Origin of the sequence: Mesorhizobium sp. Ca11, assembly GCF_020165275.1 — a bacterium.
In the GTDB taxonomy this organism is placed as follows: domain Bacteria; phylum Pseudomonadota; class Alphaproteobacteria; order Rhizobiales; family Rhizobiaceae; genus Mesorhizobium.
In genome coordinates, this window is sequence record NZ_JAIUHU010000002.1 from 512,662 (window position 1) to 536,546 (window position 23,885).

The 23,885-nt window shown below is 64.7% G+C and carries 18 protein-coding genes; 13 read left to right on the plus strand and 5 right to left on the minus strand.

Features of this window, described 5'->3' with window-relative positions; translation table 11 throughout:
* Positions 1 to 7: 7 nt before the first annotated feature.
* From LB538_RS06145 to LB538_RS06200, 12 genes are all read left to right on the plus strand, one after another.
* Complete coding sequence (locus tag LB538_RS06145) at positions 8 to 1,396, plus strand: ATP-binding protein (RefSeq protein ID WP_224529858.1); 1,389 nt, start codon at positions 8 to 10, stop codon at positions 1,394 to 1,396.
* Positions 1,393 to 1,536: a hypothetical protein gene (locus tag LB538_RS06150; RefSeq protein WP_176476990.1), complete on the plus strand. Its 144-nt coding sequence runs from the start codon at positions 1,393 to 1,395 to the stop codon at positions 1,534 to 1,536. Before LB538_RS06145 ends, LB538_RS06150 begins: the two co-directional genes overlap by 4 nt.
* Positions 1,533 to 1,970 (plus strand): hypothetical protein, encoded by a 438-nt coding sequence (locus tag LB538_RS06155; RefSeq protein ID WP_140845770.1) that lies wholly within the window; start codon positions 1,533 to 1,535, stop codon positions 1,968 to 1,970. The genes LB538_RS06150 and LB538_RS06155 overlap by 4 nt, the downstream gene beginning before the upstream one ends.
* Positions 1,971 to 2,100: 130 nt before the next feature.
* Entirely contained in the window at positions 2,101 to 3,237 is a 1,137-nt protein-coding gene (ccmI, locus tag LB538_RS06160) for a c-type cytochrome biogenesis protein CcmI (RefSeq protein WP_224529856.1), read from the plus strand.
* 4 nt (positions 3,238 to 3,241) lie between these two features.
* Positions 3,242 to 3,682: a cytochrome c maturation protein CcmE gene (gene ccmE / locus LB538_RS06165; RefSeq protein ID WP_140845772.1), complete on the plus strand. Its 441-nt coding sequence runs from the start codon at positions 3,242 to 3,244 to the stop codon at positions 3,680 to 3,682.
* Positions 3,683 to 3,747: 65 nt separating this feature from the next.
* Positions 3,748 to 5,733, plus strand: a complete 1,986-nt coding sequence (locus tag LB538_RS06170) for a heme lyase CcmF/NrfE family subunit (protein WP_224529852.1) — start codon at positions 3,748 to 3,750, stop codon at positions 5,731 to 5,733.
* Complete coding sequence (locus tag LB538_RS06175) at positions 5,730 to 6,194, plus strand: cytochrome c-type biogenesis protein (protein WP_224685808.1); 465 nt, start codon at positions 5,730 to 5,732, stop codon at positions 6,192 to 6,194. The genes LB538_RS06170 and LB538_RS06175 overlap by 4 nt, the downstream gene beginning before the upstream one ends.
* A 408-nt stretch (positions 6,195 to 6,602) precedes the next feature.
* Complete coding sequence (locus LB538_RS06180; protein WP_095766893.1) at positions 6,603 to 8,153, plus strand: Do family serine endopeptidase; 1,551 nt, start codon at positions 6,603 to 6,605, stop codon at positions 8,151 to 8,153.
* 199 nt (positions 8,154 to 8,352) lie between these two features.
* Entirely contained in the window at positions 8,353 to 9,027 is a 675-nt protein-coding gene (locus LB538_RS06185; RefSeq protein WP_040991372.1) for a response regulator transcription factor, read from the plus strand.
* Between the two features lie 8 nt (positions 9,028 to 9,035).
* Complete coding sequence (locus LB538_RS06190; protein ID WP_224529848.1) at positions 9,036 to 10,514, plus strand: sensor histidine kinase; 1,479 nt, start codon at positions 9,036 to 9,038, stop codon at positions 10,512 to 10,514.
* A gap of 12 nt (positions 10,515 to 10,526) precedes the next feature.
* The gene (locus tag LB538_RS06195) at positions 10,527 to 13,502 is read left to right on the plus strand and encodes a bifunctional [glutamine synthetase] adenylyltransferase/[glutamine synthetase]-adenylyl-L-tyrosine phosphorylase (RefSeq protein WP_224529846.1); all 2,976 of its coding nucleotides are present in this window, start codon (positions 10,527 to 10,529) and stop codon (positions 13,500 to 13,502) included.
* A gap of 242 nt (positions 13,503 to 13,744) precedes the next feature.
* Positions 13,745 to 13,966, plus strand: a complete 222-nt coding sequence (locus LB538_RS06200) for a hypothetical protein (protein ID WP_224529845.1) — start codon at positions 13,745 to 13,747, stop codon at positions 13,964 to 13,966.
* 249 nt (positions 13,967 to 14,215) lie between these two features.
* Here the strand turns inward: LB538_RS06200 and LB538_RS06205 are convergent, their stop codons facing one another.
* Together LB538_RS06205 and pepN are read right to left on the minus strand one after the other, a co-directional pair.
* The gene (locus LB538_RS06205; protein ID WP_224529843.1) at positions 14,216 to 16,537 is read right to left on the minus strand and encodes a PAS domain-containing sensor histidine kinase; all 2,322 of its coding nucleotides are present in this window, start codon (positions 16,535 to 16,537) and stop codon (positions 14,216 to 14,218) included.
* Between the two features lie 302 nt (positions 16,538 to 16,839).
* Positions 16,840 to 19,485, minus strand: a complete 2,646-nt coding sequence (gene pepN / locus LB538_RS06210) for an aminopeptidase N (RefSeq protein ID WP_224529840.1) — start codon at positions 19,483 to 19,485, stop codon at positions 16,840 to 16,842.
* A gap of 210 nt (positions 19,486 to 19,695) precedes the next feature.
* On the opposite strand from pepN, the gene LB538_RS06215 reads away from it, so the two are divergent.
* Complete coding sequence (locus tag LB538_RS06215; RefSeq protein WP_224529836.1) at positions 19,696 to 20,643, plus strand: DMT family transporter; 948 nt, start codon at positions 19,696 to 19,698, stop codon at positions 20,641 to 20,643.
* A gap of 224 nt (positions 20,644 to 20,867) precedes the next feature.
* Here the strand turns inward: LB538_RS06215 and LB538_RS06220 are convergent, their stop codons facing one another.
* The 3 genes from LB538_RS06220 to LB538_RS06230 all read right to left on the minus strand — a co-directional run bounded on the left by LB538_RS06220 (position 20,868) and on the right by LB538_RS06230 (position 23,652).
* Positions 20,868 to 21,677 carry a helix-turn-helix domain-containing protein gene (locus LB538_RS06220; RefSeq protein ID WP_224530030.1) on the minus strand — a complete coding sequence of 270 codons (810 nt, stop codon included), beginning with the start codon at positions 21,675 to 21,677 and terminating at the stop codon, positions 20,868 to 20,870.
* Between the two features lie 207 nt (positions 21,678 to 21,884).
* Positions 21,885 to 22,811: a uracil-DNA glycosylase family protein gene (locus LB538_RS06225; protein ID WP_224529833.1), complete on the minus strand. Its 927-nt coding sequence runs from the start codon at positions 22,809 to 22,811 to the stop codon at positions 21,885 to 21,887.
* Between the two features lie 202 nt (positions 22,812 to 23,013).
* Positions 23,014 to 23,652: a hypothetical protein gene (locus tag LB538_RS06230; RefSeq protein ID WP_140842566.1), complete on the minus strand. Its 639-nt coding sequence runs from the start codon at positions 23,650 to 23,652 to the stop codon at positions 23,014 to 23,016.
* Positions 23,653 to 23,885 lie beyond the last annotated feature (233 nt).

Below are 23,885 nucleotides of genomic sequence, written 5' to 3' on the forward strand. Positions count from 1 at the left end.
GCCAACCATGGAAACGCGGCTTTCGAAGCTGCGGCTCTGGCCGCGCTCGCTGACCTTCCGCGTCATCGCCTTTTCCACCATCTGGGCGATCCTGACTCTGGTCGTCATCTTCACCCTCATCACCACGCTTTACCGCCAGGCCAGCGAGCGCGGCTTCGACAGCCTGCTTTCGGCGCATTTGTTCAACCTGATCGGCTCCGTCGGCATTTCCGACAACGGCGCGCTGACCGGCTCGCCCGACCTCGGCGACCTGCGCTTTTCCGAGCCGAATTCCGGCTGGTACTGGTCGGTGGAGCCTGCCTCCGAAGGCGTGCATGGCGAAATCCATTCCTCCTCGATGACGACCTCGCTCCTGTCGCCGAGCGTCGCGGAGGTCCCGTTCAATGCGAACTTCCAGCGCAGCTACTCGATGGAGGGCATCAAGGGCGAGCGGCTCGAAGTGTTCGAGAGCGAGTTCGTGCTCGACGCCAAGAACCGCGCCGCGCGTTTCCGCGTCATGGGCAACCACAGCGAGCTCGAGCAGGAGATTGCGAGCTTCCAGCGTCGCCTGCTCACCTATCTCTCGCTGTTCGGCGTCGGCATGATCGCCATCAACGCCATCGCCATCCTGCTGGGTCTCCAGCCTTTGCGCCGGGTCCGCAATGCGCTCGCCATGGTGCGCGAGGGCACCGCGCAGCGGCTCGACGGCAGCTTCCCGGCCGAGATCGAGCCGCTGGCCAGCGAGACCAATGCGCTGATCGAGAACAACCGGCGCATCGTCGAGCGCTCGCGCACGCAGGTCGGCAACCTTGCCCATTCGCTGAAGACGCCTTTAGCCGTGCTGATCAATGAGGGCCGCGCGCTCGGCGGCGCCAAGGGCCAGTTGATTGTCGAGCAGGCCGCCTCCATGCAGAAGCAGGTCGACCATTATCTGCAGCGCGCCCGCGTCGCCGCGCAGCGCGACAGCGTCGTTTTCCGCACGCCGGTTTCGCCGCTGGTCGAGCGCATGGTGCGCGTGTTGCGGAAGCTCAATCCGCAAACGAGGCTGACGCTGTCGCTGCCGCCGGCGGAGATCGTCTTTGCCGGCGAGCGCGAGGATCTGGAGGAATTGCTCGGCAACCTGCTCGACAATGCGATGAAATGGGCAAAGAGCGCTGTTGCCGTTTCGGTCGCGCTTGCACCGGGAATGAGCAACATGTTCGAAATCGTTATAGAGGATGATGGCCCGGGCATTCCCGAGGACAGCGCGCGGGAAGTTTTGAAACGTGGCAAGAGACTCGACGAGACGAAGCCGGGAACAGGGCTCGGGCTGGCCATTGTCGCCGACCTCGTCAACGAGTATGGAGGCTCGCTGGCGCTGGAACGGTCCGGCATGGGCGGCTTGAGGGCGGTGGTGGGATTGCGGAGCCTTCAATGATGTTTTTTATCGATTTGCGAGCAGCGGCCGACGGCCAAATTTCCGACAAATATCAACACTATGGCGATGAAAACGTCCTGATGGCGCGCCCCCAGTCCATCCAGTTCCATCCCGCTGAAGAGAACCGGTTGTCGGCATGAAGATTCGCGTCGCGCTCGTTTCCGCCCTGCTCGCCGTTTCCGGCTGCACGACCCTGGGCAAGGGTGGTCCGACCTCTCCCGTCACGCCTGTTTCCACGCCGCCGACCGGCGGCAAGGTGTCGACCGGCATCGTTTCGGCCATGAATGGCGGGCTTATCGGCGGGTCGATCGGTTCGGGCCTCAGCGATGCCGAAAAGCGCAAGGGCCTGGAAGCGGAATACAAGGCGCTGGAATACAACACCAGCGGCCAGAAGGTGACGTGGAAGAGCGACAACTCCTCGCATTATGGCGAGGTCGTCGCCGCCCAGCCTTACAGGGTCGGCTCGCAGGATTGCCGCCAGTACACCCACACCGTCTATACGAGCGGCGCGGGTGTCACCGCGCGCGGCACCGCCTGCCGCAATGCCGACGGCAGCTGGACGCCGCTGACCTAGAAAGAAACCCGGCCGGCCCCCGTTATTCGGTCGGATTGACCTCGATCAAGGTCGGACGGCGCGTCTGCCGTCAAAGCGTCGCAGTACGTCCGTGTTGGCAGGGCAGGGCTCTGCCTTTATTGGAAGGGCCATGCTGTTCTGGGTCATAGCCGCAATCCTCACGCTGGGCGCCAGCCTGGCCGTGCTGTTGCCGCTTACCGGCGGCATGAAAGGCGCGTCGCCGGCCGGCGATCACGATCTCGAAGTCTATCGCGACCAGCTGTCCGAGCTCGACCGCGACATGGCGCGCGGCCTGATCCAGCCCGGGGAGGCCGACGAGGCGCGTGCCGAGATCGGCCGCCGCATCCTGCGTCTGGGCGCGGCCGTGCAGCCGGACGCGGCAATACTCAAGCCTGCGCGCAGCGCCAAGTGGGTCGCCAGCATAGCCGTGCTTGCGGTTCCCCTGCTGAGCTGGGGGCTCTACGGAATGCTCGGCTCTCCCGATCTGCCTTCGCAGCCGCTGGCCGAACGTCTGGCCAAGAACCCGGCCGATGCCTCGGTCGACGAACTGGTCGCCCGCGCCGAAGCCCATCTCGCTGCCAATCCGTCGGACGGCAAGGGCTGGGACGTGCTGGCGCCGATCTATCTTCGGCTGCAGCGCTTTCCCGACGCCGTGACCGCCTATCGCAACGCCATCCGCCTCGACGGCGACAGCGCCGTGCGCCAGTCGGGTCTCGGCGAAGCGATCGCCAGCGCTGCCGGCGGCATCGTTTCGGCAGACGCCCAAAAAGCCTTCGAGGCGGCCCTGAAGCTCGATCCGGCCAACGCCAAGGCGAATTTCTACCTGGCGGTGGGCCTGGCACAGGAAGGCAAGAAGGCCGATGCCGTCGCCGCCTGGCAAAAGATGCTCGGCCAGCTCGCGCCGGATTCGCCCTGGCGCAGCGCCGTCCGGCAGGCGCTTGCCGAGGCGGGAGGTCCGGCTGTCGCCGATGCAGCGCCGGCTAACGGCCCCGACGCGCAGCAGGTGGAAGCCGCGCAACAGATGTCGCCGCAGGACCGGCAGGCGATGATCGAGACCATGGTCGCCGGTCTCGACGACAAATTGAAGCAGAATCCCCGCGACGAGGAAGGATGGATGCGGCTCATCCGTTCCTATGTCGTGCTTGGCAAGGCCGACCAGGCGCGCGACGCGCTCGGCCGCGCTGTCGCCGCCTTTGGTGCCGACAGTGAACAGGCCAAGAAATTCACCGCCTTCGCCGCCTCGCTCGGCGTGACGGCGACGGAGTAAGGCAATGACGCGCAAGCAGAAGCGGATGTCGGTGATCCTGGCGGGGCTGGCTTTCCTCGGCGCCGCTGCCGGGCTCACCTTCTATGCGCTGGGACAGAAGGCCTCCTATTTCTACATGCCGGCCGACCTCGCCACGGCAAGCGTGCCGCCCGGACAGCGGATCCGGCTCGGCGGCCTCGTCGAGAAGGGCACCATCATGCGCGGGCAAGGCGCCACCGTCGCCTTCTCCGTCACCGACAAGCAGAAGTCGGTCAAGGTCACCTATACCGGCATCTTGCCCGATCTGTTCCGCGAGGAGCAGGGCGTCATCACCGAGGGCGCTTTCGGCCCGGACGGTGTGTTCGTCGCCGACAGCGTGCTGGCCAAGCATGACGAGCGCTACATGCCCAAGGAAGTCGCCGACGGCCTGAAGGCCAAGGGTGTTTGGCAGGAAAGCACGAACTGATGAGCTGGTTCCGCAAAAGTGCCATGCGGTTTTGCGATCAGAACCTGCGAGAGAACAGGTAACCAATGGTTGAGACCGGACACTTCGCTCTTGTCCTCGCCTTCGCGCTGTCGCTGGTGCAGATGCTGGTGCCGCTCGTCGGCGCCCGCACCGGCAGCCAGCGCCTGATGGCGGTTGGCGGTCCGGTCACGGTCACCGGCTTCGCATTGACCGCGTTGTCCTTCGCCGCCCTTGCAAGCGCCTATGCCGGCTCGGACTTCTCGGTGGCGAGCGTTTGGGAGAACTCCCATTCGCTGCAGCCGATGATCTACAAGATCACCGGCACCTGGGGGAATCACGAAGGCTCGATGCTGCTTTGGGTGCTGATCCTGACCTTCTTCGGCGCGCTGGTCGCCGTCTTCGGCAACAATCTGCCGGCGACGCTCAAGGCCAATGTGCTGGCCGTGCAGGGCATGATTGGCGCCGCGTTCTTCCTGTTTATCCTGGCGACGTCCAACCCGTTCATCCGCCTCAATCCGGCGCCGATCGAGGGCCGCGACCTCAATCCGATCCTGCAGGACCTCGGCCTCGCGATCCACCCGCCGATGCTTTATCTCGGCTATGTCGGCTTCTCGATCTGCTTCTCTTTCTCGGTCGCGGCGCTGATCGAGGGGCGCATCGACGCCTCCTGGGCACGCTGGGTGCGGCCCTGGACGCTGGTCGCCTGGATGTTTTTGACCGGCGGCATCGCCATGGGTTCCTACTGGGCTTATTACGAGCTCGGCTGGGGTGGCTTCTGGTTCTGGGACCCGGTCGAGAACGCTTCCTTCATGCCCTGGCTCGCCGGCACCGCGCTGCTCCATTCGGCCATCGTCATGGAAAAGCGTTCGGCGCTGAAGATCTGGACGCTGCTCTTGGCTATCCTGACCTTCTCGCTGTCGCTGCTCGGCACTTTCCTGGTGCGTTCCGGCGTGCTGACCTCCGTGCACGCCTTCGCCACCGATCCGGCGCGCGGCGTCTTCATCCTGTGCATCCTGACCTTGTTCATCGGCGGCTCGCTGGCGCTGTTTGCGCTGCGCGCCTCGCGGCTGACGGCGGGCGGCCTGTTCCATCCGATCTCGCGCGAAGGCGCGCTGGTGCTGAACAATCTATTTCTCACCACCGCCACGGCAACGGTGCTGGTCGGCACGCTTTACCCGCTGGCGCTGGAGGCGCTGACCGGAGGCAAGATCTCGGTCGGCGCACCGTTCTTCGATCTGACCTTTGGCCCGCTGATGCTGCCGCTATTGGCGATCGTGCCGTTCGGCCCCTTGCTCGCCTGGAAGCGTGGCGACATCATTGCCGCCTCGCAGCGGCTGATGGCGGCTTTCGCGGCGGCGATCGCCGCGATGCTGGTAACCGGCCTGTTCATCGACGGCGCCTCGGTCTTTGCCGCCCTCGGCGTCGGCCTCGCCGTCTGGCTGGTCGGCGGCGCGCTGACCGACCTTGCCGTCAGATCCGGCTTCGGCTCTGTGGCGCCGGCCGTCATGCTTCGCCGCTTCGCCGGCCTGCCGCGCTCCGTCTTCGGCACGGCATTGGCCCATCTCGGCCTCGGGCTGACCTTGCTCGGCATCGTCGGCACGCTCTGCTTCGGCACCGAGAAGATCCTCTCCATGCGCCCTGGCGAAACGGTGGAGCTCTCCGGCCACACGCTGCGCTTCGAAGGGCTCTCCCCGCAGAAAGGCCCGAATTTCACCGAGGATCGCGGCCGCTTCCTGCTGATGGGCGCCGACGGCAACGCCGATGGCGTGATTACCTCCGCAAAACGCTTCTATCCGGTGCGCCAGACGGTGACGACGGAGTCCGGCATCAGGACGCTGGGCTTGAGCCAGCTTTATCTGTCGCTCGGCGACGAGAACAATGACGGCTCCGTCGTCGTGCGCCTCTGGTGGAAGCCGCTGGTGACGCTGATCTGGGGCGGCGGGCTGGTGATGATGGCGGGCGCGGCCATGTCGCTGCTCGACCGACGCCTGCGCGTCGGCGCGCCGGCAAAGCGGCGCAAGCCGGCCGCGGTCCTGGCGAGCCCGACATGAGCGCAAGATTTTCGCTCGCCTCGCTGGTCCTGCTGCTGGCGCTGTTCTTCGCCGGCGCAGCTCAGGCGGTGAAGCCTGACGAGGTGCTGCAGGATCCCGCATTGGAGGTGAGGGCGCGGGCGCTGTCCGAAGGCCTGCGCTGCATGGTCTGCCAGAACCAGTCGATCGACGAATCCGATGCCGATCTTGCTCGCGACCTGCGCATTCTCGTGCGCCAGCGCCTCGTCGCCGGCGACACCGACCAGCAGGTGATGGACTATATCGTCTCGCGCTATGGCGAGTTCGTGCTCTTGAAGCCGCGCTTCAGCCTGCGCAACGCGCTTTTGTGGGGCACGCCGGTGTTTCTGCTTCTGGCCGGCGGACTGTTCATCGTGCTCAGCGCCCGCTCGCGCCGAACTGTGCCGGACAGCACCCTGAGCGCCGAGCAACAGGCGGCGCTGGATAAGATGCTAAGCGACTAACATGAATTGCGGACCTCGGAGATTGGCCGAGACCCCTGTGTCGTCGTCATCCACGGGCGAAGCAAGGAGCGAAGCGACGCGCGCAGACCCGAGGATCCATTCCGTGACTTCAAGGCGTCGCGGCCGTCCAGAATTTCTGCTCTGCTGCAACCCTCGCGCGAGGTAACGGCATGGATTCCAGGGTCTTCGCGACGGAGCTTCGCTCCTGCTTCGCCCTGGAATGACGAAGTCTCGGGCGCTTCCGCCAAGCCTTCGAAGCGCGGCATGCCTGTGGTCATCGTCGCCAATCCCCAACATTACAAAACTTTCATGTACCGGAAATGGCGCCGTAATGTGCGGCTCTCTAATCCTCTTGCCCGAGGATGCTTCGCCTGAGTGCATCCACGTCGATAGAGGATAGGAAACCCCATGAATAATGCCCCCAATTCATTTGCCTCCACCCGCAAGCGCCTGATGGCGGCTGCAGCGTCCCTGGCCGTTATCGGTGCGGTCGGCGCGGGCGCGCTTGCCACCGGCACCGCCCCCGTGCTGGCCGATGCCGTGCGCGTCGAAGCCCCGCAGGTGCCGAGCTTCGCCGATGTCGTTGAGCATGTCTCGCCGGCGGTCGTCAGCGTCAAGGTCAAGGCCAAGATCCAGCCGACGGCCGACGATGGTTCCGACGACCAGGACGGTTTCGACAACCTGCCCGACAATCCGCAGCTGCGCCGCTTCTTCAAGGAATTCCGTGGCTTCGGTGACCAGGGTGGCCAGTTCGGCATGCGCCGCTTCGACCACCGCGACCATGGCAATGGCCAGCCGCGTCCGATCGCTCAGGGCTCGGGCTTCTTCATCTCCGAGGACGGCTATCTCGTCACCAACAACCACGTCGTCTCGGAAGGCTCGGATTTCAGCGTCGTCACCAATGATGGCAAGGAGCTCGACGCCAAGCTGATCGGCACCGATCCGCGCACCGATCTCGCCGTGCTCAAGGTCGATGGCGGCGGTAACAAGTTCACCTATGTCGACTTCGCCGACGATTCCAAGGTCCGCATCGGCGACTGGGTGGTCGCCGTCGGCAATCCGTTCGGCCTGGGCGGCACTGTCACCGCGGGAATCGTCTCGGCCCGCGGCCGCGACATCGGCGCCGGCCCTTATGACGACTTCATCCAGATCGACGCTTCGGTCAACCGCGGCAATTCGGGCGGTCCGACCTTCAACCTCAACGGCCAGGTGATCGGCATCAACACCGCCATCTTCTCGCCGTCGGGCGGCAGCGTCGGCATTGCCTTTGACATCCCGGCCTCGACCGCCAAGCAGGTGGTCCAGGACCTGATGAAGAGCGGCTCGGTCCAGCGCGGCTGGCTCGGCGTCGAGATCCAGCCGGTCACCTCCGATATCGCCGAGTCGCTCGGCCTGAAGTCGGACAAGGGCGCGCTGGTCTCGAGCGCCCAGGATGGCGGGCCGGGCAAGAAGGCGGGTATCGTCGCGGGCGACGTGATCACCAAGGTCGACGGCAAGGATGTCGCCTCGCCGAAGGAGCTCGCCCGGATGATCGGTGCATTCGCGCCGGGCAAACCGGTCGATGTCACCGTCTGGCGCAACGGCAAGGACGAGACGGTCAAAGTCGATCTCGGCACGCTGCCGGCAAGCGACAAGCAGGCCTCGAACGACGACAGCAACAAGCAGTCGGCGCCAGCGGCCAAGGCCGACACGCTTGCCGATCTCGGCCTGACGGTCACCAAGGCGGAAAAAGGCAAGGGCCTCGTGGTCACCGACGTCGATCCCGACAGCGACGCGGCCGATCGCGGCATCCAGCCCGGCGACGTCATCACCTCGATCAATTCGAACGACGTGAACACCACCGACGACGTTTCCAAGGCGATGACGGATGCCGCCAAGGCCGGCCGCAAGGCCGTGCTGATGCAGATCACCCGCGACGACTCGAATCGCTTCGTGGCGCTGCCGGTCGGCAAGGGCTGACATCGACTTTCAGCTTCCCCATGGCGGTATCAACACCCCCGAGCCGCCCTGGGGAAACATGGGGCCGAGCACGTAAGTCAGTCACCGTGTTTCGCTCCTGACGGCAGTGGGTTTCCCATCACCCGCTGCCGTTTTAACTTGAAGGCAAGACGATATGACTGCCCCTCAACCTTCCAATGAAATCGCGTATAACGGCTCCATGAAGATTCTCGTGATGGAAGACGATCGCGAGGCGGCGGACTACTTGCAGAAAGCCTTCGCCGAGGCGGGCCACACCGCCCATGTCGCCGGCGACGGCGAGACCGGCTTCGCGCTCGCCGATGCCGGCGACTATGACGTGATGGTGGTCGACCGCCTGATGCCGCGCCGTGACGGCCTGTCGGTGATCGCCGCGCTTCGCTCGCGCGGCAACACCACGCCGGTGCTGATCCTTTCGGCGCTGGGCGAGGTCGATGACCGGGTCACGGGTTTACGCGCCGGCGGCGACGATTACCTCACCAAACCCTACGCCTTTTCCGAATTGCTCGCCCGCGTCGAGGTGCTGAACCGCCGCGCCAGCGCGCGCGAGTCCGAGACGGTCTACCGCGTTGGCGATCTCGAGCTCGACCGGCTGTCGCATTCGGTCAAGCGCGCCGGCCGCGAGATCACGCTGCAGCCGCGCGAGTTCCGCCTGCTCGAATATCTGATGCGCCATGCCGGCCAGGTGGTGACGCGCACCATGCTTCTGGAAAATGTCTGGGACTATCATTTCGATCCGCAGACCAACGTCATCGATGTCCACGTCTCGCGCCTACGCGGCAAGATCGAAAAAGGCTTCGACAAGCCGATCCTGCACACGATCCGCGGCGCCGGCTACATGCTGAAAGGCGGCTAGAACCCGTCATGGCATTGTCCCTGCCGGCCATCATGAAGACGACGGCGGCCCGGCTTTCGGCGCTTTATCTTCTGCTTTTCGCGCTCTGCGCGGTGCTGCTCGTCCTCTACATGACGTCGCTGTCGGCGCGCATGCTGACCGCGCAGACGCAGGAGACCATCAACGACGAGGTGCTGGGCCTGGCCCGCGCCTATCAGCGCGGCGGCCTGCCGGTGCTGGTGCGCGTCGTCGAGGCCCGCTCGCGCCAGCCCGGCGCCAATCTCTATCTGATCGCCGACGCCAACGGCCAGATCTTGACCGGCAATGTGCAGAGCCTGGAGCCCGGGGTCATCGAGACCGAGGGCTGGACGACGGACCCGTTTTCCTACCAGCGCTTCGGCGAGGGCGAGCTCGATCGGCTGCGCAGCGGCGGTTCGGACCAGACCACGCCTCCGGCCAACGAGGGCAACACTCCACAATCGACAGGTGAGAAGGGGCACAACGCCATCGCGCTGGTGCTGAGGCTGCCTAACCAGATGATCATGCTGGTCGGCCGCGACCTCGGCGAGCCCGAGCGCTTCCGCGCCGTCATCAGCCGCGCGTTGACGCTGGCGCTTGGCATGATGGGTTTGGGCGGCATCCTGATCTGGTTCTTTGTCGGGCGCGCCGCGCTGAAGCGCATCGACAGCGTCTCGGACGCCAGCCGCCGCATCATGGGCGGCGATTTGTCCGGACGGCTGCCGGTCACCGGCGCCGGCGACGAATTCGACCGCCTGTCCGAAAACCTCAATTCGATGCTGGCCAGGATCGCCATGTTGAACGAGGGGCTGAAGCAGGTCTCCGACAACATCGCCCATGATCTGAAGACGCCGCTGACCAGGCTGCGCAACCGCGCCGAGGCGACGCTCGCCGGCAGGCACAAGACGGAGGAGTACCGCCAGGCGCTTGAAGGCACGATCGCGGAGTCCGACCAGCTCATCAAGACGTTCAACGCCATCCTGATGATCTCGCGCCTGGAGGCCGGCTACTCCTCGGAACAGACCGGTCCCGTCGATCTCGCCGCCACGGTGAGCGATGTCGTCGAGCTTTACGAGCCGGTGGCGGAGGAGGCGGGGGTTGCCCTGGAAACGACCGTGTCCGAGGCCTTCACGATCAACGGCAATCGCGAGCTGATCGGCCAGGCGTTGTCCAACATCGTCGACAACGCCATTAAATACTCGACTGACGCTGCCGAGGCGCCGAAAGTACGGGTGGTGCTGGAGCGCGCCGGCAACGAGATCAAGCTTGCCGTCACCGACAATGGCCACGGCATCCCGGACGACGCCGATCGCGCCCGCGCCACCGAGCGCTTCGTGCGCCTGGAAAAGAGCCGCTCGCAACCGGGCTCGGGCCTCGGCCTCAGCCTTGCCAAGGCAATCATGACTTTCCACAACGGCAGGCTTGATCTTTTACCCGCCAATCCCGGATTGTCCGTGGTCATGAGTTTCCCGTTGCGGGAGACGCATTGACAGCGCGGACAAATGGCGAAGAAGAAAATCGAATCCGAGTTCCGGCTTAGCCCGACAGTGGCGCTCCGCCCCCTTGATGCGGAGCATGCCCGGCGTGAATTGTCGGAAATCGCCGATGCCGCCGAGGAAGAGGGGCTTTCGCGCCTCGCCGCGTTCCTGGCGGGCGAGGGGCCGCTGCAGGAGCTGCTGGCGGCCGTCTTCGACCTCTCGCCCTTCCTGCGCGATGTCGCGCGCCGCCGGCCATCCGTTCTCGACACGCTGTTCGACCGGACGATCGAAGCGCGGCTCGTCGCCATCGGCGAAGCGATAGGCGGCGCGGCCAAGGTGGATGACGCCTCGGAATCGAGCCTGATGATGGCGTTGCGACAATGGAAGACCGAAGCGCATTTCCTGATCGCGCTGGCCGACCTTTCGGGCGAGGCGGAGACCTCGGTGACGGTGCGCCGTCTCAGCGATCTCGCGGATGCCTGCACAAAAGCCGCTGTCGATTTCCTGCTGCTCGACGCGCAACGGCAAGGCAAGCTCAAGCTGCCGGATCGGGCGGAACCGGCGAAGGATTCGGGCTGGATCCTGCTCGGCATGGGCAAGCTCGGCGCGCATGAGCTGAATTTTTCCTCCGACATCGATCTCGTCGTCTTCTTCGATCCGGAGGCGCCGGCCGTCATCGATCCGCTCGACGCCACCGAGCTGTTCTCACGCCTCACCCGCCGGCTCGTGCGCATCCTGCAGGACCGTACCGAGCACGGCTATGTGTTTCGCACCGATCTGAGGCTCCGCCCTGATCCCGGCTCGACGCCGCTGGCGATCCCCGTCGAGGCCGCACTTCGCTATTACGAGGCGCGCGGCCAGAACTGGGAGCGGGCGGCCATGATCAAGGCGCGGCCGGTTGCCGGCGACCTTGCCGCGGGCGCGGCCTTCCTCAAGGAATTGCAGCCCTATGTCTGGCGCAAATACATGGACTATGCGGCGATCGCCGACGTCCATTCGATCAAGCGCCAGATCCATGCCCACAAGGGCCATGGCGAGATCGCGGTGAAGGGCCATAACGTCAAGCTCGGCCGCGGCGGCATCCGCGAGATCGAGTTCTTCGTCCAGACCCAGCAACTCATCGCTGGCGGCCGCTTCCCGGAGCTGCGCGGCCGCGAAACCGTGCCGATGCTCGCAGCGCTCGCCGCGCGCGGCTGGATCACCGCCGACGCACGCGACGCGCTCACGCGACAATACTGGTTCCTGCGCCGCGTCGAGCATGCCATCCAGATGGTGGCGGACGAGCAGACGCATATCCTGCCGGAAGAAGACGAGGAGCTGAAGCGCATCGCGCTGATGCTGGGTTTTGCCGGCGAGGCGGATTTCACACAGGCCTTCCGCGCCTCGCTGCAGCAGGTGGAGCGCCATTATGCGGCGTTGTTCGAAACCGCACCCGAGCTTTCGGCCGGCGTCGGCAACCTGGTCTTCACCGGCGATGTCGACGATCCCGACACGCTGCAGACGCTCGATCGCCTGGGCTTCCAGCGGCCGAGTGACATCTGCCGTGTCATCCGCGGCTGGCATTTCGGCCGCTACCGCGTCACCCAGTCGGCCGAGGCGCGCGAGCGGCTGACCGAACTGACGCCGGCGCTGCTCAAAGCCTTCGGCCAGACCCGGCGCGCCGACGAGGCGCTGATGCGCTTCGACGAGTTCCTCGCCGGCCTGCCGGCCGGTATCCAGCTTTTCTCGCTGCTGCAGTCGAACCCGGCGCTGCTTAAGCTGATGGCGACCATCATGGGGGCCGCGCCTCGGCTGGCGGGGATCATCACGCGTCGTCCGCATGTCTTCGACGGCCTGCTCGATCCGGCATTGCTCACCGAACTGCCGGATCGCGCCTATCTTTCGGCCCGGCTTGCCGCCTTTATCGAAGGCGACCGCGCCTATGAGGATGTGCTCGACCGGCTGCGCATCTTCGCTTCCGAGCAGAAATTCCTGATTGGCGTTCGCCTGCTTGCCGGCTCTATCGATCCGGCGCGGGCGGGGCGCGCCTTCTCGGATCTCGCCGATCTCACCATCGAGGCGGCGCTTCAAGCGGTGATCGCCGAATTCGCGCTGCGCCACGGCAGCATCGCAGGCGGCAGGGTGGCGTTGCTCGGCATGGGAAAGCTGGGCAGCCGCGAGCTCACGGCGGGTTCGGATGTCGATCTCATCCTGCTCTATGACCACGACACCGACGCCGAGGACTCCGACGGCGAGAAGCCGCTGGCGCCTTCGCATTACTATACCCGCATGACGCAGCGCCTGATCGCGGCCGTCTCGGCGCCGACAGCTGAAGGTGTGCTCTACGAGCTGGATCTGCGCCTGCGTCCATCAGGCAACAAGGGGCCGGTCGCCACCCATATCGACGCGTTCAAGAAATATCAGCGCCAGGACGCCTGGACCTGGGAGCACATGGCGCTGGCACGGGCCCGCGTCGTCGGCGGCGATGCCGAGCTCTGCGCCGAGCTCGATACGGAAGTGGCTGTGGTACTGGCACAGCCGCGCGATGCGGCCAAGGTCAAAGCCGAGGCCTCGGACATGCGTGCGCTGATCGAGAAGGAGAAGGCGCCGCGCGATCTCTGGGACATCAAGCTGATCCCGGGCGGGCTCATCGACCTGGAATTCATCGCCCAGGTCGCGGTCATCATCGGCAAAGTCGAACCTGGCCGCCGGGTCACGGCGACCGCCGACATTCTGGCCCGGCTTTCTCCGGATTTCGCCTCAGCCGATATGCGTGAAGAGCTTGGCGAGGCCTATCGGCTCTATCTGGCGCTGACCCAGATGATCAGGCTTTGCCTCACCGGCGAGTTCCAGCGCGACGATGTTCCGCCGGGACTCTCGGATCTGCTGCTCGCGGTCACCGACCTGCCGGATTTCGGTGTGCTGGAAGCACATCTCAAGGAGATGTCGCGGAAGGTCAGGAGAGATTTCGACCGTCTGCTTCGTGCGGGAGCGTCGCCATCAACCGCATCGTTGCCATGAGATTCCCCGGGTGGCACATTAGCCACAGTTAATATTAATCGGCGATCCGGTCTTGCGCCATTGGCAGAGGTGTCCCGTAATAGGTCAATAGGTCTGGCACCGCAATTGCACTGTCAGCAATGCCGGGGTCAACCATCACCCCGACGATGGGGGGCCCCGCCGCTTCGCAAATGGAGCGGCGGGTTCTTAACGGCTGATTTGAAAGCCGCCTAAATCGCCATGCATTGGGGCGCTGGGCAATTATGGATCTTCCGAAATTTTTGGTAGGCATGTTCACGACGTCATTCATCGTGGCGATCTGGGCTTACAACGAAATTGGTTTTGTCTGGGCGGTGCTTGGATGGGCAATCCTGGCCACGATCATTCTGCAGGTCGGATATATCGGTCTGGTCATCAGCTTGATCTATAGACGGGCGTCGAAAGGCGCCGATGCAAGTCCGGCATCTAAGCAGCAAATGATTTAAACCTTACCGGTCCAGTTTAGCGACCCGACAGTCCGTTGGGTTTGACTGATTGCCGCCCTGACCGGCCCGGGGCAAGCCGGAAGTGAGATGTCCAGCAGGACGGAGGGGGCGCTGTCCGCCGGAGCCTTTGGAAATTCCGCATTCCAAACTAGAGCAATTCCAGGAAAAGTGTGTGCGGTTTTCCGTTCGGAATTGCGTAAAAACAAAGAGCTAGAGCGGTTCGCCGTTTTCATGAAACGGTAAAACGCTCTAAGCCGCCGCCTTCACCGCGGACGGCGCCTTCTTCAGCGGAATGCGTACCGACACGATAGTGCCGACACCCTCGGTCGAACGGATCTTCAGCGCGCCGCCCTGCAATTCGGCCAGCGAGCGCGAGATGGCGAGCCCGAGGCCCGAGCCTGTGTGGTTCTTGGAGAACTGGTTCTGCACCTGCTCGAACGGCCGGCCGAGCTTGCTCAGCGCCTGCTTGGGAATGCCGCAGCCATTGTCCTCGATGGTGAGCAGCAGCGCGCCCGACGTGTTGCGCGCTCTGACCGTGATCTTGCCGCCCTGTCCGGTGAATTTCACCGCATTGGAGAGAAGGTTGATGGCGATCTGCTTGATCGCGCGGCGGTCGGCATAGAGCCGCATCGTATCGGCGATGCGCGTCTCGACATTGATCGACTTCTCCGCTGCCTGCAGCGAGATCACCCGCACCGTTTCCTTGATCAGCGGGCAGAGGTCGATCTCCTCGTGGTCGAGCGAGAACTGGCCCGCTTCGATCTTCGACATATCGAGGATGTCGTTGATGACGCCGAGCAGGTATTTGCCGCTGCCGTTGATGTCGGTCGCGTATTCCTCATAGCGCTCCGAGCCGAGCGGTCCGAACAGGCCCTGCTGCATCAATTCGGAGAAGCCGATGATGGCGTTGAGCGGCGTGCGCAATTCATGCGACATGTTGGCGAGGAATTCCGACTTGGCGCGATTGGCCGCCTCGGCGCGCTCGGTTTCCTTCATGTATTTGCGGTTGAGCTCGACCAGTTCGCTGGCGCGTTCCTCCTCGGCGCGCCGCGCGAGGCTGAGATCGTGGATCGTCGCCATCAGCCGGCGCTCGCTGTCGACCAGCTTTTCCTGATGCAGCTTGATCTGGGTGATGTCGGAGCCGACCGAGACGACGCCGCCGTCGCGGGTCCTGAGCTCGTTGACCTGCAGCCAGCGGCCGTCGGCAAGCTGGCGCTCGAGTGTGATGCCGCCATGCGGCCCGTTGGCATTGGCCAACCTGCGCTCCGAGGCGAAGGCCAGCATGCGCTGCTCCAGCATATCGCGCGTCGCGCCCGGCACCACGTCGCGATCCGACAGCCCATTGTCCTTCTGGAACTTCGAATTGCACATGATCAGCCGTTCGGCGGCATCCCACAGAACGAAGGATTCGTTGATGTTCTCGATCGCTGTCCTGAGCCGCATGTCGGCCGCTTCCGAACGCAGCGCCAGATGCCGCTGCTCGGTGACGTCGACAGCGATGCCGATCAGCTGAATCTCCGGCGCCTCCGGGTCGATCACCTGGGCACGGGCTCGCATCCATACCCATTGTCCGTCGGCGTGGCGCATGCGAAAGACCTGGTCGATATGGTCAATCTCGCGTTCGATGATGCGGTTGGCGAGCTCGAACAGGTCGCCGTCTTCCGGGTGGACGATCTCGTCGACCTCGCCGAAGGAGAGCATCGTGTCGCAGGGCTCATAGCCCAGCATGTCGTACATCGAGCGCGACCAGTACATCTTGCCGCGCACCATATCCCAGTCCCACAACCCACAGCGGCCGCGCACCAGCGCCATGTCGATGCGCTGATGCGCTTCGAGATAAATGCGGTCCGCCGCCTGGGCGCGCGCCGCCTGGCCGAAATAGGCGTAGAGGATGACGATCAGCACGCCCGCCGTCAGCACGAACAGCGTGACGTTGAGCGACATAGACTTGCGCCAGCTGTCGAACACCGCTTCCTGCGGCACCAGCACGGCCGCCGCGTGTTTGCGGTCGCCGCTGAGGCTGACGGCGGCAAACCAGTCCTGTCCTGCGATTCCGACGTCCATCACGCCGGCGCGGTCGCCGAACATGAACAGCGGCTGGCCGCCCAGGACCAAGCTGTCCAGCGTGCGGCCCTGCCAGCCCGTCGACAACGGCGAAACGGCGATGACCTTGAAGTTGGCGTCGGTGACGGCGAGCACATGGGCGCGGCTCATGGCGCCCTGGCGGCTGATGTTCTCCAGGAGGCTTGTGGCATTGACGCCGGCCGCGCTGGGGTCCGCGGCGATCGCCTGCGCCATCTGGCCGGCGGCGAGCGCCAGCACTGCCTTGGCGTCGCGCTCGATCTCGTCATGCTCGTTCATCAGCGACAGGAAGCGCAATGCCGCGATGACGATGAGGAAAACGACGATCAGCGCCGGGATCGACCGGCGCAGCAGCGGCTCGGCGGCCAGGAGCCGCTGATAGGTGGGTTCGGCGATCAGGCGCGCATTGCCGGCAAGTCCGTCGCTCCTTGCCTTGCGACGCGCAAAAGCCTTCCCTCCGGGCGCGCCCCACGCGTCCGCCTTGGCCATAAATGGCACTCCCCGATTTGCCGCATACTTGGATGATCCGGCTACGCCGCACGCCCCGAATCGCCATTAAAGAATCAAAGCCGATTCGCCTTGTCCAGAGGCGCGGGCGAAAAAGATTAAAAGTTGATTGAAATTCGTCCTTTTCCCTTCTCCCCCTGCGGGAGAAGGTGGATCGGCGCGATAGCGCCGAGACGGATGAGGGGTGTTCCAGCGGAGCGAGGCGTAGGAGTTCCCTGGAGCACCCTTCATCCGTCGCCTTCGGCGACACCTTCTCCCACAACAAGGGGAGAAGGCAAAAGGCGCTACGCCAGCGTCCGCTCGACGATATCGCGCAGATCCGCCGACAGGTTCTCAACCTTCGCCATGTCGAGCAGCGCTTGTCTGGCCTTGGCCTGGCGTCCAGGCTCCAGCGAGCGCCAGGAGCGTAGCGCCGTGGCCAGTCGCGCCGCCACTTGCGGGTTGCGCTTCTCCAGTTCCAGCACCGTCTCGGCGAAGAAACGGTAACCTTCGCCGTCGGGGCGATGGAAGCCGGTCTGGTTGGCGCTGGAGAAGGTGCCGATCAGGGAACGAACCCGGTTCGGGTTGGCGATCGAGAAAGCCGGATGCTGCGTGAGCTCGCGCACTTTCTCGACGGTCCTTGCTCCGGGCACGCCAGCCTGGATCTGGAACCATTTGTCGAGCACCAGCGCGTCGCCGCGATAGCGGACCTCGAAAGCGGCCAGCGCTTCTTCGGCCCCGGCCGTGCCTGAATGGCGATGCGCCAGCACGGCGAGCGCCGCGGCGCGGTCGGTCATATTGGTGGCGGCGGTGAAGTGTCGCGCGGCGAGGCCCGCGCCGCCCGGCAGCAGCGAAAGATAGTCGAGCAGGGTGTTGCGCAGGGCCCGGCGTCCGGCGCTCGCCGCGTCCGGACTGAAAGGCCCGTTGTCGGCAAGCCGGTCATGGAGCGCCGCGAAGGTCTCGCCGTTTGCCTCGGCAATCGCCCGCGCCAGCGCCTCGCGCGCGGCGAAGATGGCGTCTGGATCGATGCCCTTGCCGATGTCGCGGGCGATGTCGGCTTCGCCGGGCAGCGACAGCGCCAGTGCCCGGTAGGCCGGCTCCAGCGCCTCGTCGCCGGCAATCCTGCCGGCAAGCTCGGCGAGCCGTGCCGCGAAGGCCGGCTCCCTGCCGCCGAGGATCTGGCGGAAGGCGACGATCAGCGCGTCGGTCAGCAGCGTGTTGAACGCCTGCCAGCGCGCGAAGGCGTCGCTGTCATGCGCCGCGAGGAAGAACTGGTCGTCGGCCTTCTGCTGCACGGAAAGCGTGATCGGCGCCGAGAAGCCGCGGTTGAGCGACACCGAAGGCCGTTGCGAAATACCCGAGAAGCGCACCGTGTGCCGGCGCTTGCGGATATGGATGACACCGTCATCCACCGTTGCGCCCTCGACGGCCGTCCAGGTGACGGGCTTGCCATTGGCGCCGACCAGGCCGAAGGCCAAGGGGATATGCATCAGCCGCTTGCGGCTTTCCGACGGCGTCGGCGGCACCGACTGCTCGATCTCCAGGGTGAACTCCTTCGCCGCCGCATTGTGCGTGGAACTCACCGTCAGGTTCGGGGTGCCGGCCTGGTGGTACCAGAGCGCGAATTGCCCAAGGTCTCTGCCCGAGACGTCCTCGAACACTTTGAGGAAATCCTCGATGGTCGCCGCCTCGCCGTCATGCCGCTCGAAATAGAGGTCCATGCCGGCACGGAAGGTCTCCGCGCCGAGGATGGTGCGGATCATGCGCACCACTTCCGAGCCCTTCTCGTAGACGGTCGCCGTGTAGAAGTTGTTGATCTCGCGGTAGCGGCGCGGCCTGACCGGATGCGCCAGCGGCCCCTGGTCTTCCGGGAACTGGTGCGCGCGCAGCGTGCGCACCTCGGCGATGCGCTTCACCGCCCGCGAGCGCTGGTCGGCGGAGAATTCGTGGTCGCGGTAAACCGTCAGCCCTTCCTTCAGGCAGAGCTGGAACCAGTCGCGGCAAGTGATTCTGTTGCCGGTCCAATTGTGGAAATACTCATGCGCGATGATCGCCTCGATATTGGCGAAGTCGGCATCAGTTGCAGTCTCCTCGTCGGCCAGCACATATTTGTCGTTGAAGACGTTGAGGCCCTTGTTCTCCATGGCGCCCATGTTGAAGTTGGATACGGCGACGATGTTGAAGACGTCGAGGTCGTATTCGCGGCCGAAGGCTTCCTCGTCCCATTTCATCGAGCGTTTCAGCGCGTCCATCGCGTAGCCGGCAAGCCGTTCCTTGCCGGGTTCGACATAGATGCCGAGCTCGACCTCGCGGCCGGACATGGTGGTGAAGCTGCCAGCCACCTTGCCAAGCGCGCCCGCCACCAGCGCGAAAAGGTAGGAGGGTTTGGGGAAGGGGTCGTGCCAGACCGCATAATGGCGTCCGTCGGCGAGCGCGCCGCGTTCGACGGGATTGCCGTTTGAAAGCAAAAGCGGCGCCTCGTTGTGCGGCGCTTCGATGCGCACAGTGTAGACCGACAGGATATCGGGACGGTCGAGAAAATAGGTGATGCGGCGAAAGCCCTCGGCCTCGCATTGCGTGCAATAGACGTTGCTGGAGCGGTACAAACCCATAAGCGCCTCGTTGCGCGAAGGTGCGATCTCCGTCTCCAGGCGGAGCTCGAAACGTTGCGCCGCCGGCGGCTTCAGAATCGTCAGCCTGTCCGGCGTCGCCTCATAGTCGCCGGCTGCGAGCGCGTGCCCATCGATGGCGACGCCGAGTAGCGTCAGCCCGTCGCCGTCAAGCACCAGCGGCGCCGAGGCGGCGACGCCCTCGCGCCGCTCTATGGTGAGCAGCGCGGTGACATGGGTCGCGTCCGGCGACAGGCGAAAGTCGAGGCTGGTCGCAGGGATCAGATAGTCGCTGGGGCGATAGTCTTCGAGCCTGAAGACATGGCCGGTATCGGTGCGCATTCCTTGAGCTTTTCCTGTCGAGGCGGCCAGCCGGCCTGGCTGGTCCAAGAATTTTGAGGGTGCGCGCTCTTTACACGAAACGGCCACTCGACAAAACTGCGGCATAGCTTGTGTTTCGCAATTCCGGACGGAAAACCGTTACACACTTTTCCTGGAATTGCTCTTGGCCTATTTCGCGGCTTCGTTTCCCGACCATCAATACGAGGCAAGATGACCGTCGATCATGCCGTCGGCCACAACACGCTGCGCGGCATTACGCTGAAGATCGTCTCGGTGACGGTCTTCGTTGGCATGCAGACCTGCATCAAGGCGGCCGGCGACGTGCCCGCCGGACAGATCGTTTTCTTCCGCTCCTTCTTCGCCATCTTCCCGATCGTCGCTTTCCTGGCCTTCAAGGGTGAGCTCGCCACCGCGTTCACGACCAGGCGGCCGTTCAACCATATCGCGCGTGGCGTCGTCGGCGTCGGTGCCATGGGGCTCGGCTTCTTCGCGCTGACCAGGCTGCCGCTGCCGGAGGCCATCACGCTAAACTACGCCCAGCCGCTGCTGGTCGTGGTGTTCTCCTCTGTCTTCCTGGGCGAGACGATCCGCGTCTACCGCTGGAGCGCGGTTGCGGTCGGTCTTGCCGGCGTGCTGATCATCTCCTGGCCCGAGCTGACGCTGCTCAATTCCGGTGAAGGCCTCGACGACCAGGAGCTGCTGGGCGTCATGGCCGCGCTGATCGCCGCCGCGATTTCGGCGGTCGCCATGCTTCTGGTGCGCAATCTCGTGCAGACGGAGAAGACGGCGACCATCGTGCTGTGGTTCTCCTCGACGGCTTCGGTGTTGTCGCTCTTGACGCTGCCCTTCGGCTGGCAGGCCCTGACGCCGATGCAGGCCGCGCTCCTCGTCTTCGCGGGCTTCTGCGGCGGGCTCGGCCAGATCCTGATGACGGCGGCCTACCGCCACGCCGAAGCCTCGGTCGTGGCGCCGTTCGAATACACCTCGATGATCCTCGGTGTCGTCGTCGGTTATTTCGTCTTCGGCGACGTCACCTCGCTCAACACGCTAATCGGCGGCGTGATCGTGGTCGCCGCCGGCATTTTCATCATCTGGCGCGAGCGGCAGCTCGGCCTGGAGCGCACGCGCACCAGGACGGCCGCGCCGCCGCAGGGGTGAACTGTTTCAAAGAGTAGCTTCAAAGGCCGAGTTCCTTCACACCCCCCTCTGGCCTGCCGGCCATCTCCCCCGCAAGGGGGGAGATTGGCAGTTCCCTCGGCGGCGCACTACCCGCCATGTTGATGATTGGCGAAAGCGGCCGCGACAGCTGATCTTCCCCCTTGCGGGGGAGATGTCCGGCAGGACAGAGGGGGGTGCTGTCCCTCGGCCTTTCTAATTTTGAGCTATTGAGAGCTCCGCTCCTTCGCCAGCCGCACCAGCACCGCCCGGGTTTGCTCATCCGCAGGGAAGAAGGATTCGATCGCCAGCTCCGACAGCGTGACGTCGAGCGGCGTGCCGAAGACGGTGATCGTGCTGATGAAGGACAGCACCTGATCGCCATGCGCGAGCCGTAGCGGATGGACGATGCCACTCGGCTCGACCGGTGCGGGCCGGCTGCTTCTCAGGCCCGACGGATAGGCGCGCAACTCTCGCTCCAGCTCAATCAGCACCGGGTCGCCGGTGGCGTCGTTCTGGTGCTTGAGCCGCTCCAGCAGATGCGCGCGCCACTCCGCCAGATTGACGATGCGCGGTGCCACGCCGTCCGGGTGCAGGCTGAGCCTCAGCACATTGACCGGCGGCGTAAGCAGGGACGGCTCGGAAATATCGGCAAGGAACGGGGCGATCGCGCCATTGGCGGAAATAAGGTTCCAGTGCCGGTCCACCGCCAGTGCCGGAAAGGGCTCGTGGCCCTTGAGCACGGTCTCGACGGCGGCAAGCGCCGGCGCCAGCGTCGCATCGGTCAGCGGCTTTTCGCTGAAGCTCGGCGCGAAGCCGGCGGCAAGCAACAGTTGATTGCGTTGGCGCAGTGGAATCGACAGCTGCTCGGCCAGATGCAGAACCATGTCGCGCGACGGCTGGGCCCGGCCGCTTTCGACGAAGGAGAGATGCCGCTGCGAGATATCGGCCTCCATGGCGAGGTCGAGTTGGCTCATGCGCCGCCGCGTGCGCCATTCGCGGATCAGGCCGCCGGCGGAGATGTCGGATGTGGTCATGGGAGAGGAGTAGGGCGGCGAGGGGCGGAGTTCAATTACCTGGGAGGTCATAGCTCCGCCTTCTCTCCTTGTGGGAGAAGGTGGATCGGCGCGCAGCGCCGAGACGGATGAGGGGTGTTCCAGCGGAGTGAGACGCTGGCATTCCCTGGAGCACCCCTCATCCGCCCTTCGGGCACCTTCTCCCACAAGGGGAGAAGGAAAAAGTGCTCACGCCAGCCCCTTCAACTTTGCCTTCACCTCGAGAAAATCCCGCCATGCCAGCTTCTTGTGCGCCGGCGTCCTGAGCAGATAGGCCGGGTGCAGCGTGGGCATCGCTGGAATGGCTATGCCCGATGCGGTCGTGTGCACCCGCCAGTTGCCGCGCAGCCGCAGAATCCCCTCGGTCGTGTTAAGCAGCGTCTTGGCCGATGGGCCGCCGAGATTGATCAGCACCTTGGGATTGACCAGTTCGATCTGCCTTTCGATGAAGGGCCGGCAGATCTCGGTCTCGTGCGGCGTCGGCGTGCGGTTGCCCGGCGGCCGCCACGGAATGACGTTGGCGATATAGGCCGAACCGCGGTCGAGGCCGATCGCGGCCAGCATGCGGTCGAGCAGCCGGCCGGAGCGGCCGACAAAGGGCAGGCCTTCAAGATCCTCGTCTCTGCCCGGCGCTTCGCCGACCAGCATCAGGTCGGCGTTCGGATTGCCGTCGGCGAAGACCAGGTTCTTGGCCGTGAATTTGAGATTGCAGCCGTCGAAGGCAGCCATGTGCTGGCACAGTTCCTCGAGCGTCGAGGCGCTTGCGGCCAGTTGCCGGGCAAGCAGCGCCTGCGCCTCGTCGGGGACGGTGGCGGCCGGTATGCGCGCCGGAGCGTCCGGAATATTGCGCGCGTCGAGACCGGATGATGGCGTTGCCGGCACGGACGCCTGGGGCCGCTCCGGGACCTGCCCGGATGCCGGGCGGCTCTCGGATCTTGCGTCGCGAGGTGGTGCGGCTGGCGCCCGCTCGGCAGGCCTGCCTTCGGCCGACTTCGCCGCCGCTTCGGCAAACCGGTTGACCGGCGCGTCTTCAAGCGCGTCGTCGACGCCGGCGCTGGCATAGAAGGCGAGCAGTTCGGCGATCTCGGCAGGTGTGCTGGGGGAGGCGGCAGTCATGGCGCCACCATTGTCCGCGCGGCGCCGATTTGCAAGGTTAAGCCACGTTCGCCTGTATTGGAGCATGTCGAGATTCAGGTCAGGCCGAGTCGAAAATGGTGGTTTCCGAGAACCGGAGCGGAGCGTACTTTTCGTACGTGAGCACCGGAAGCGCAGGAAACCGCCATTTGCAGGCCGGCATCACCTGAATATCGATATGCTTTCACCCAGTGGGTATGCGGGGATCCTGCACGATGTAAAACGTCCAGCGCGGCGTATAATCGGTGACCAGGAAATCGAAGGTCGCCGTCTTCAGCGGGTCGATCTTGCCGTTGCGGAACAGCAGCCGGTCATAGGGTTCGAACCGGCGGTCGAAATCGGCGAAATTGCTCGACCAGATGTTGTCGGGCGTCTTGTTGCGCTGGTCGAAGGACAGGCCGTCGCCGAACACGCTCGGCTGGTCGAGGATCTCCTGCAGCTCGAACTGGAATTCCACCCAGGGCAGCGCGCTGTTGTTGAGCACGTCGATGCGCATATACATCACGCCGTTGGCGACCGCGCCGGCCTTGCCGAAGGGCTCGATCGGCTTGGTCGCACGGATCGTCAGCGTTACCGGCGTCGCCGTGTTCAATTCCTCCCTGATGACCAGCGGGTCTTCCTTGGTGCCGATGCCAGACGCCCCCGTGATGCGGAAGCCACCCAGCTCGTCGGAGAAGGAATAGGCGCCGGTCGCCCAGACCTTCACCGGATCGGCTTCCGCCGGAAGGGTCAAAAAGAGGAGCGGAAGAACCGCGCGCCAGGCCATGCCTGGCGTGAAGAGTAAGCGCTTCGATGAAAAGCCGGCTGGCTCTGGACTGCGCATGACGCGAAGTATCGCCGATAACCAAGCCGTCGAACAATTAAAAACATGCCGTCGCCGCCTGGCCTGTCAACCAAGTGGCGCTGGCCTATGCTTGGCCATGGTCTCCGCTGCTGCCTTTTCGTAGGGAAAACCGCGACTTTTTGTCGAAATCGGCATTGTCACGTCAGCGCCGGTTTCGCGTCGCGAATTGATGCGCTATGCAGCGCATGAGCCAGCACAATGCGAGAACATGG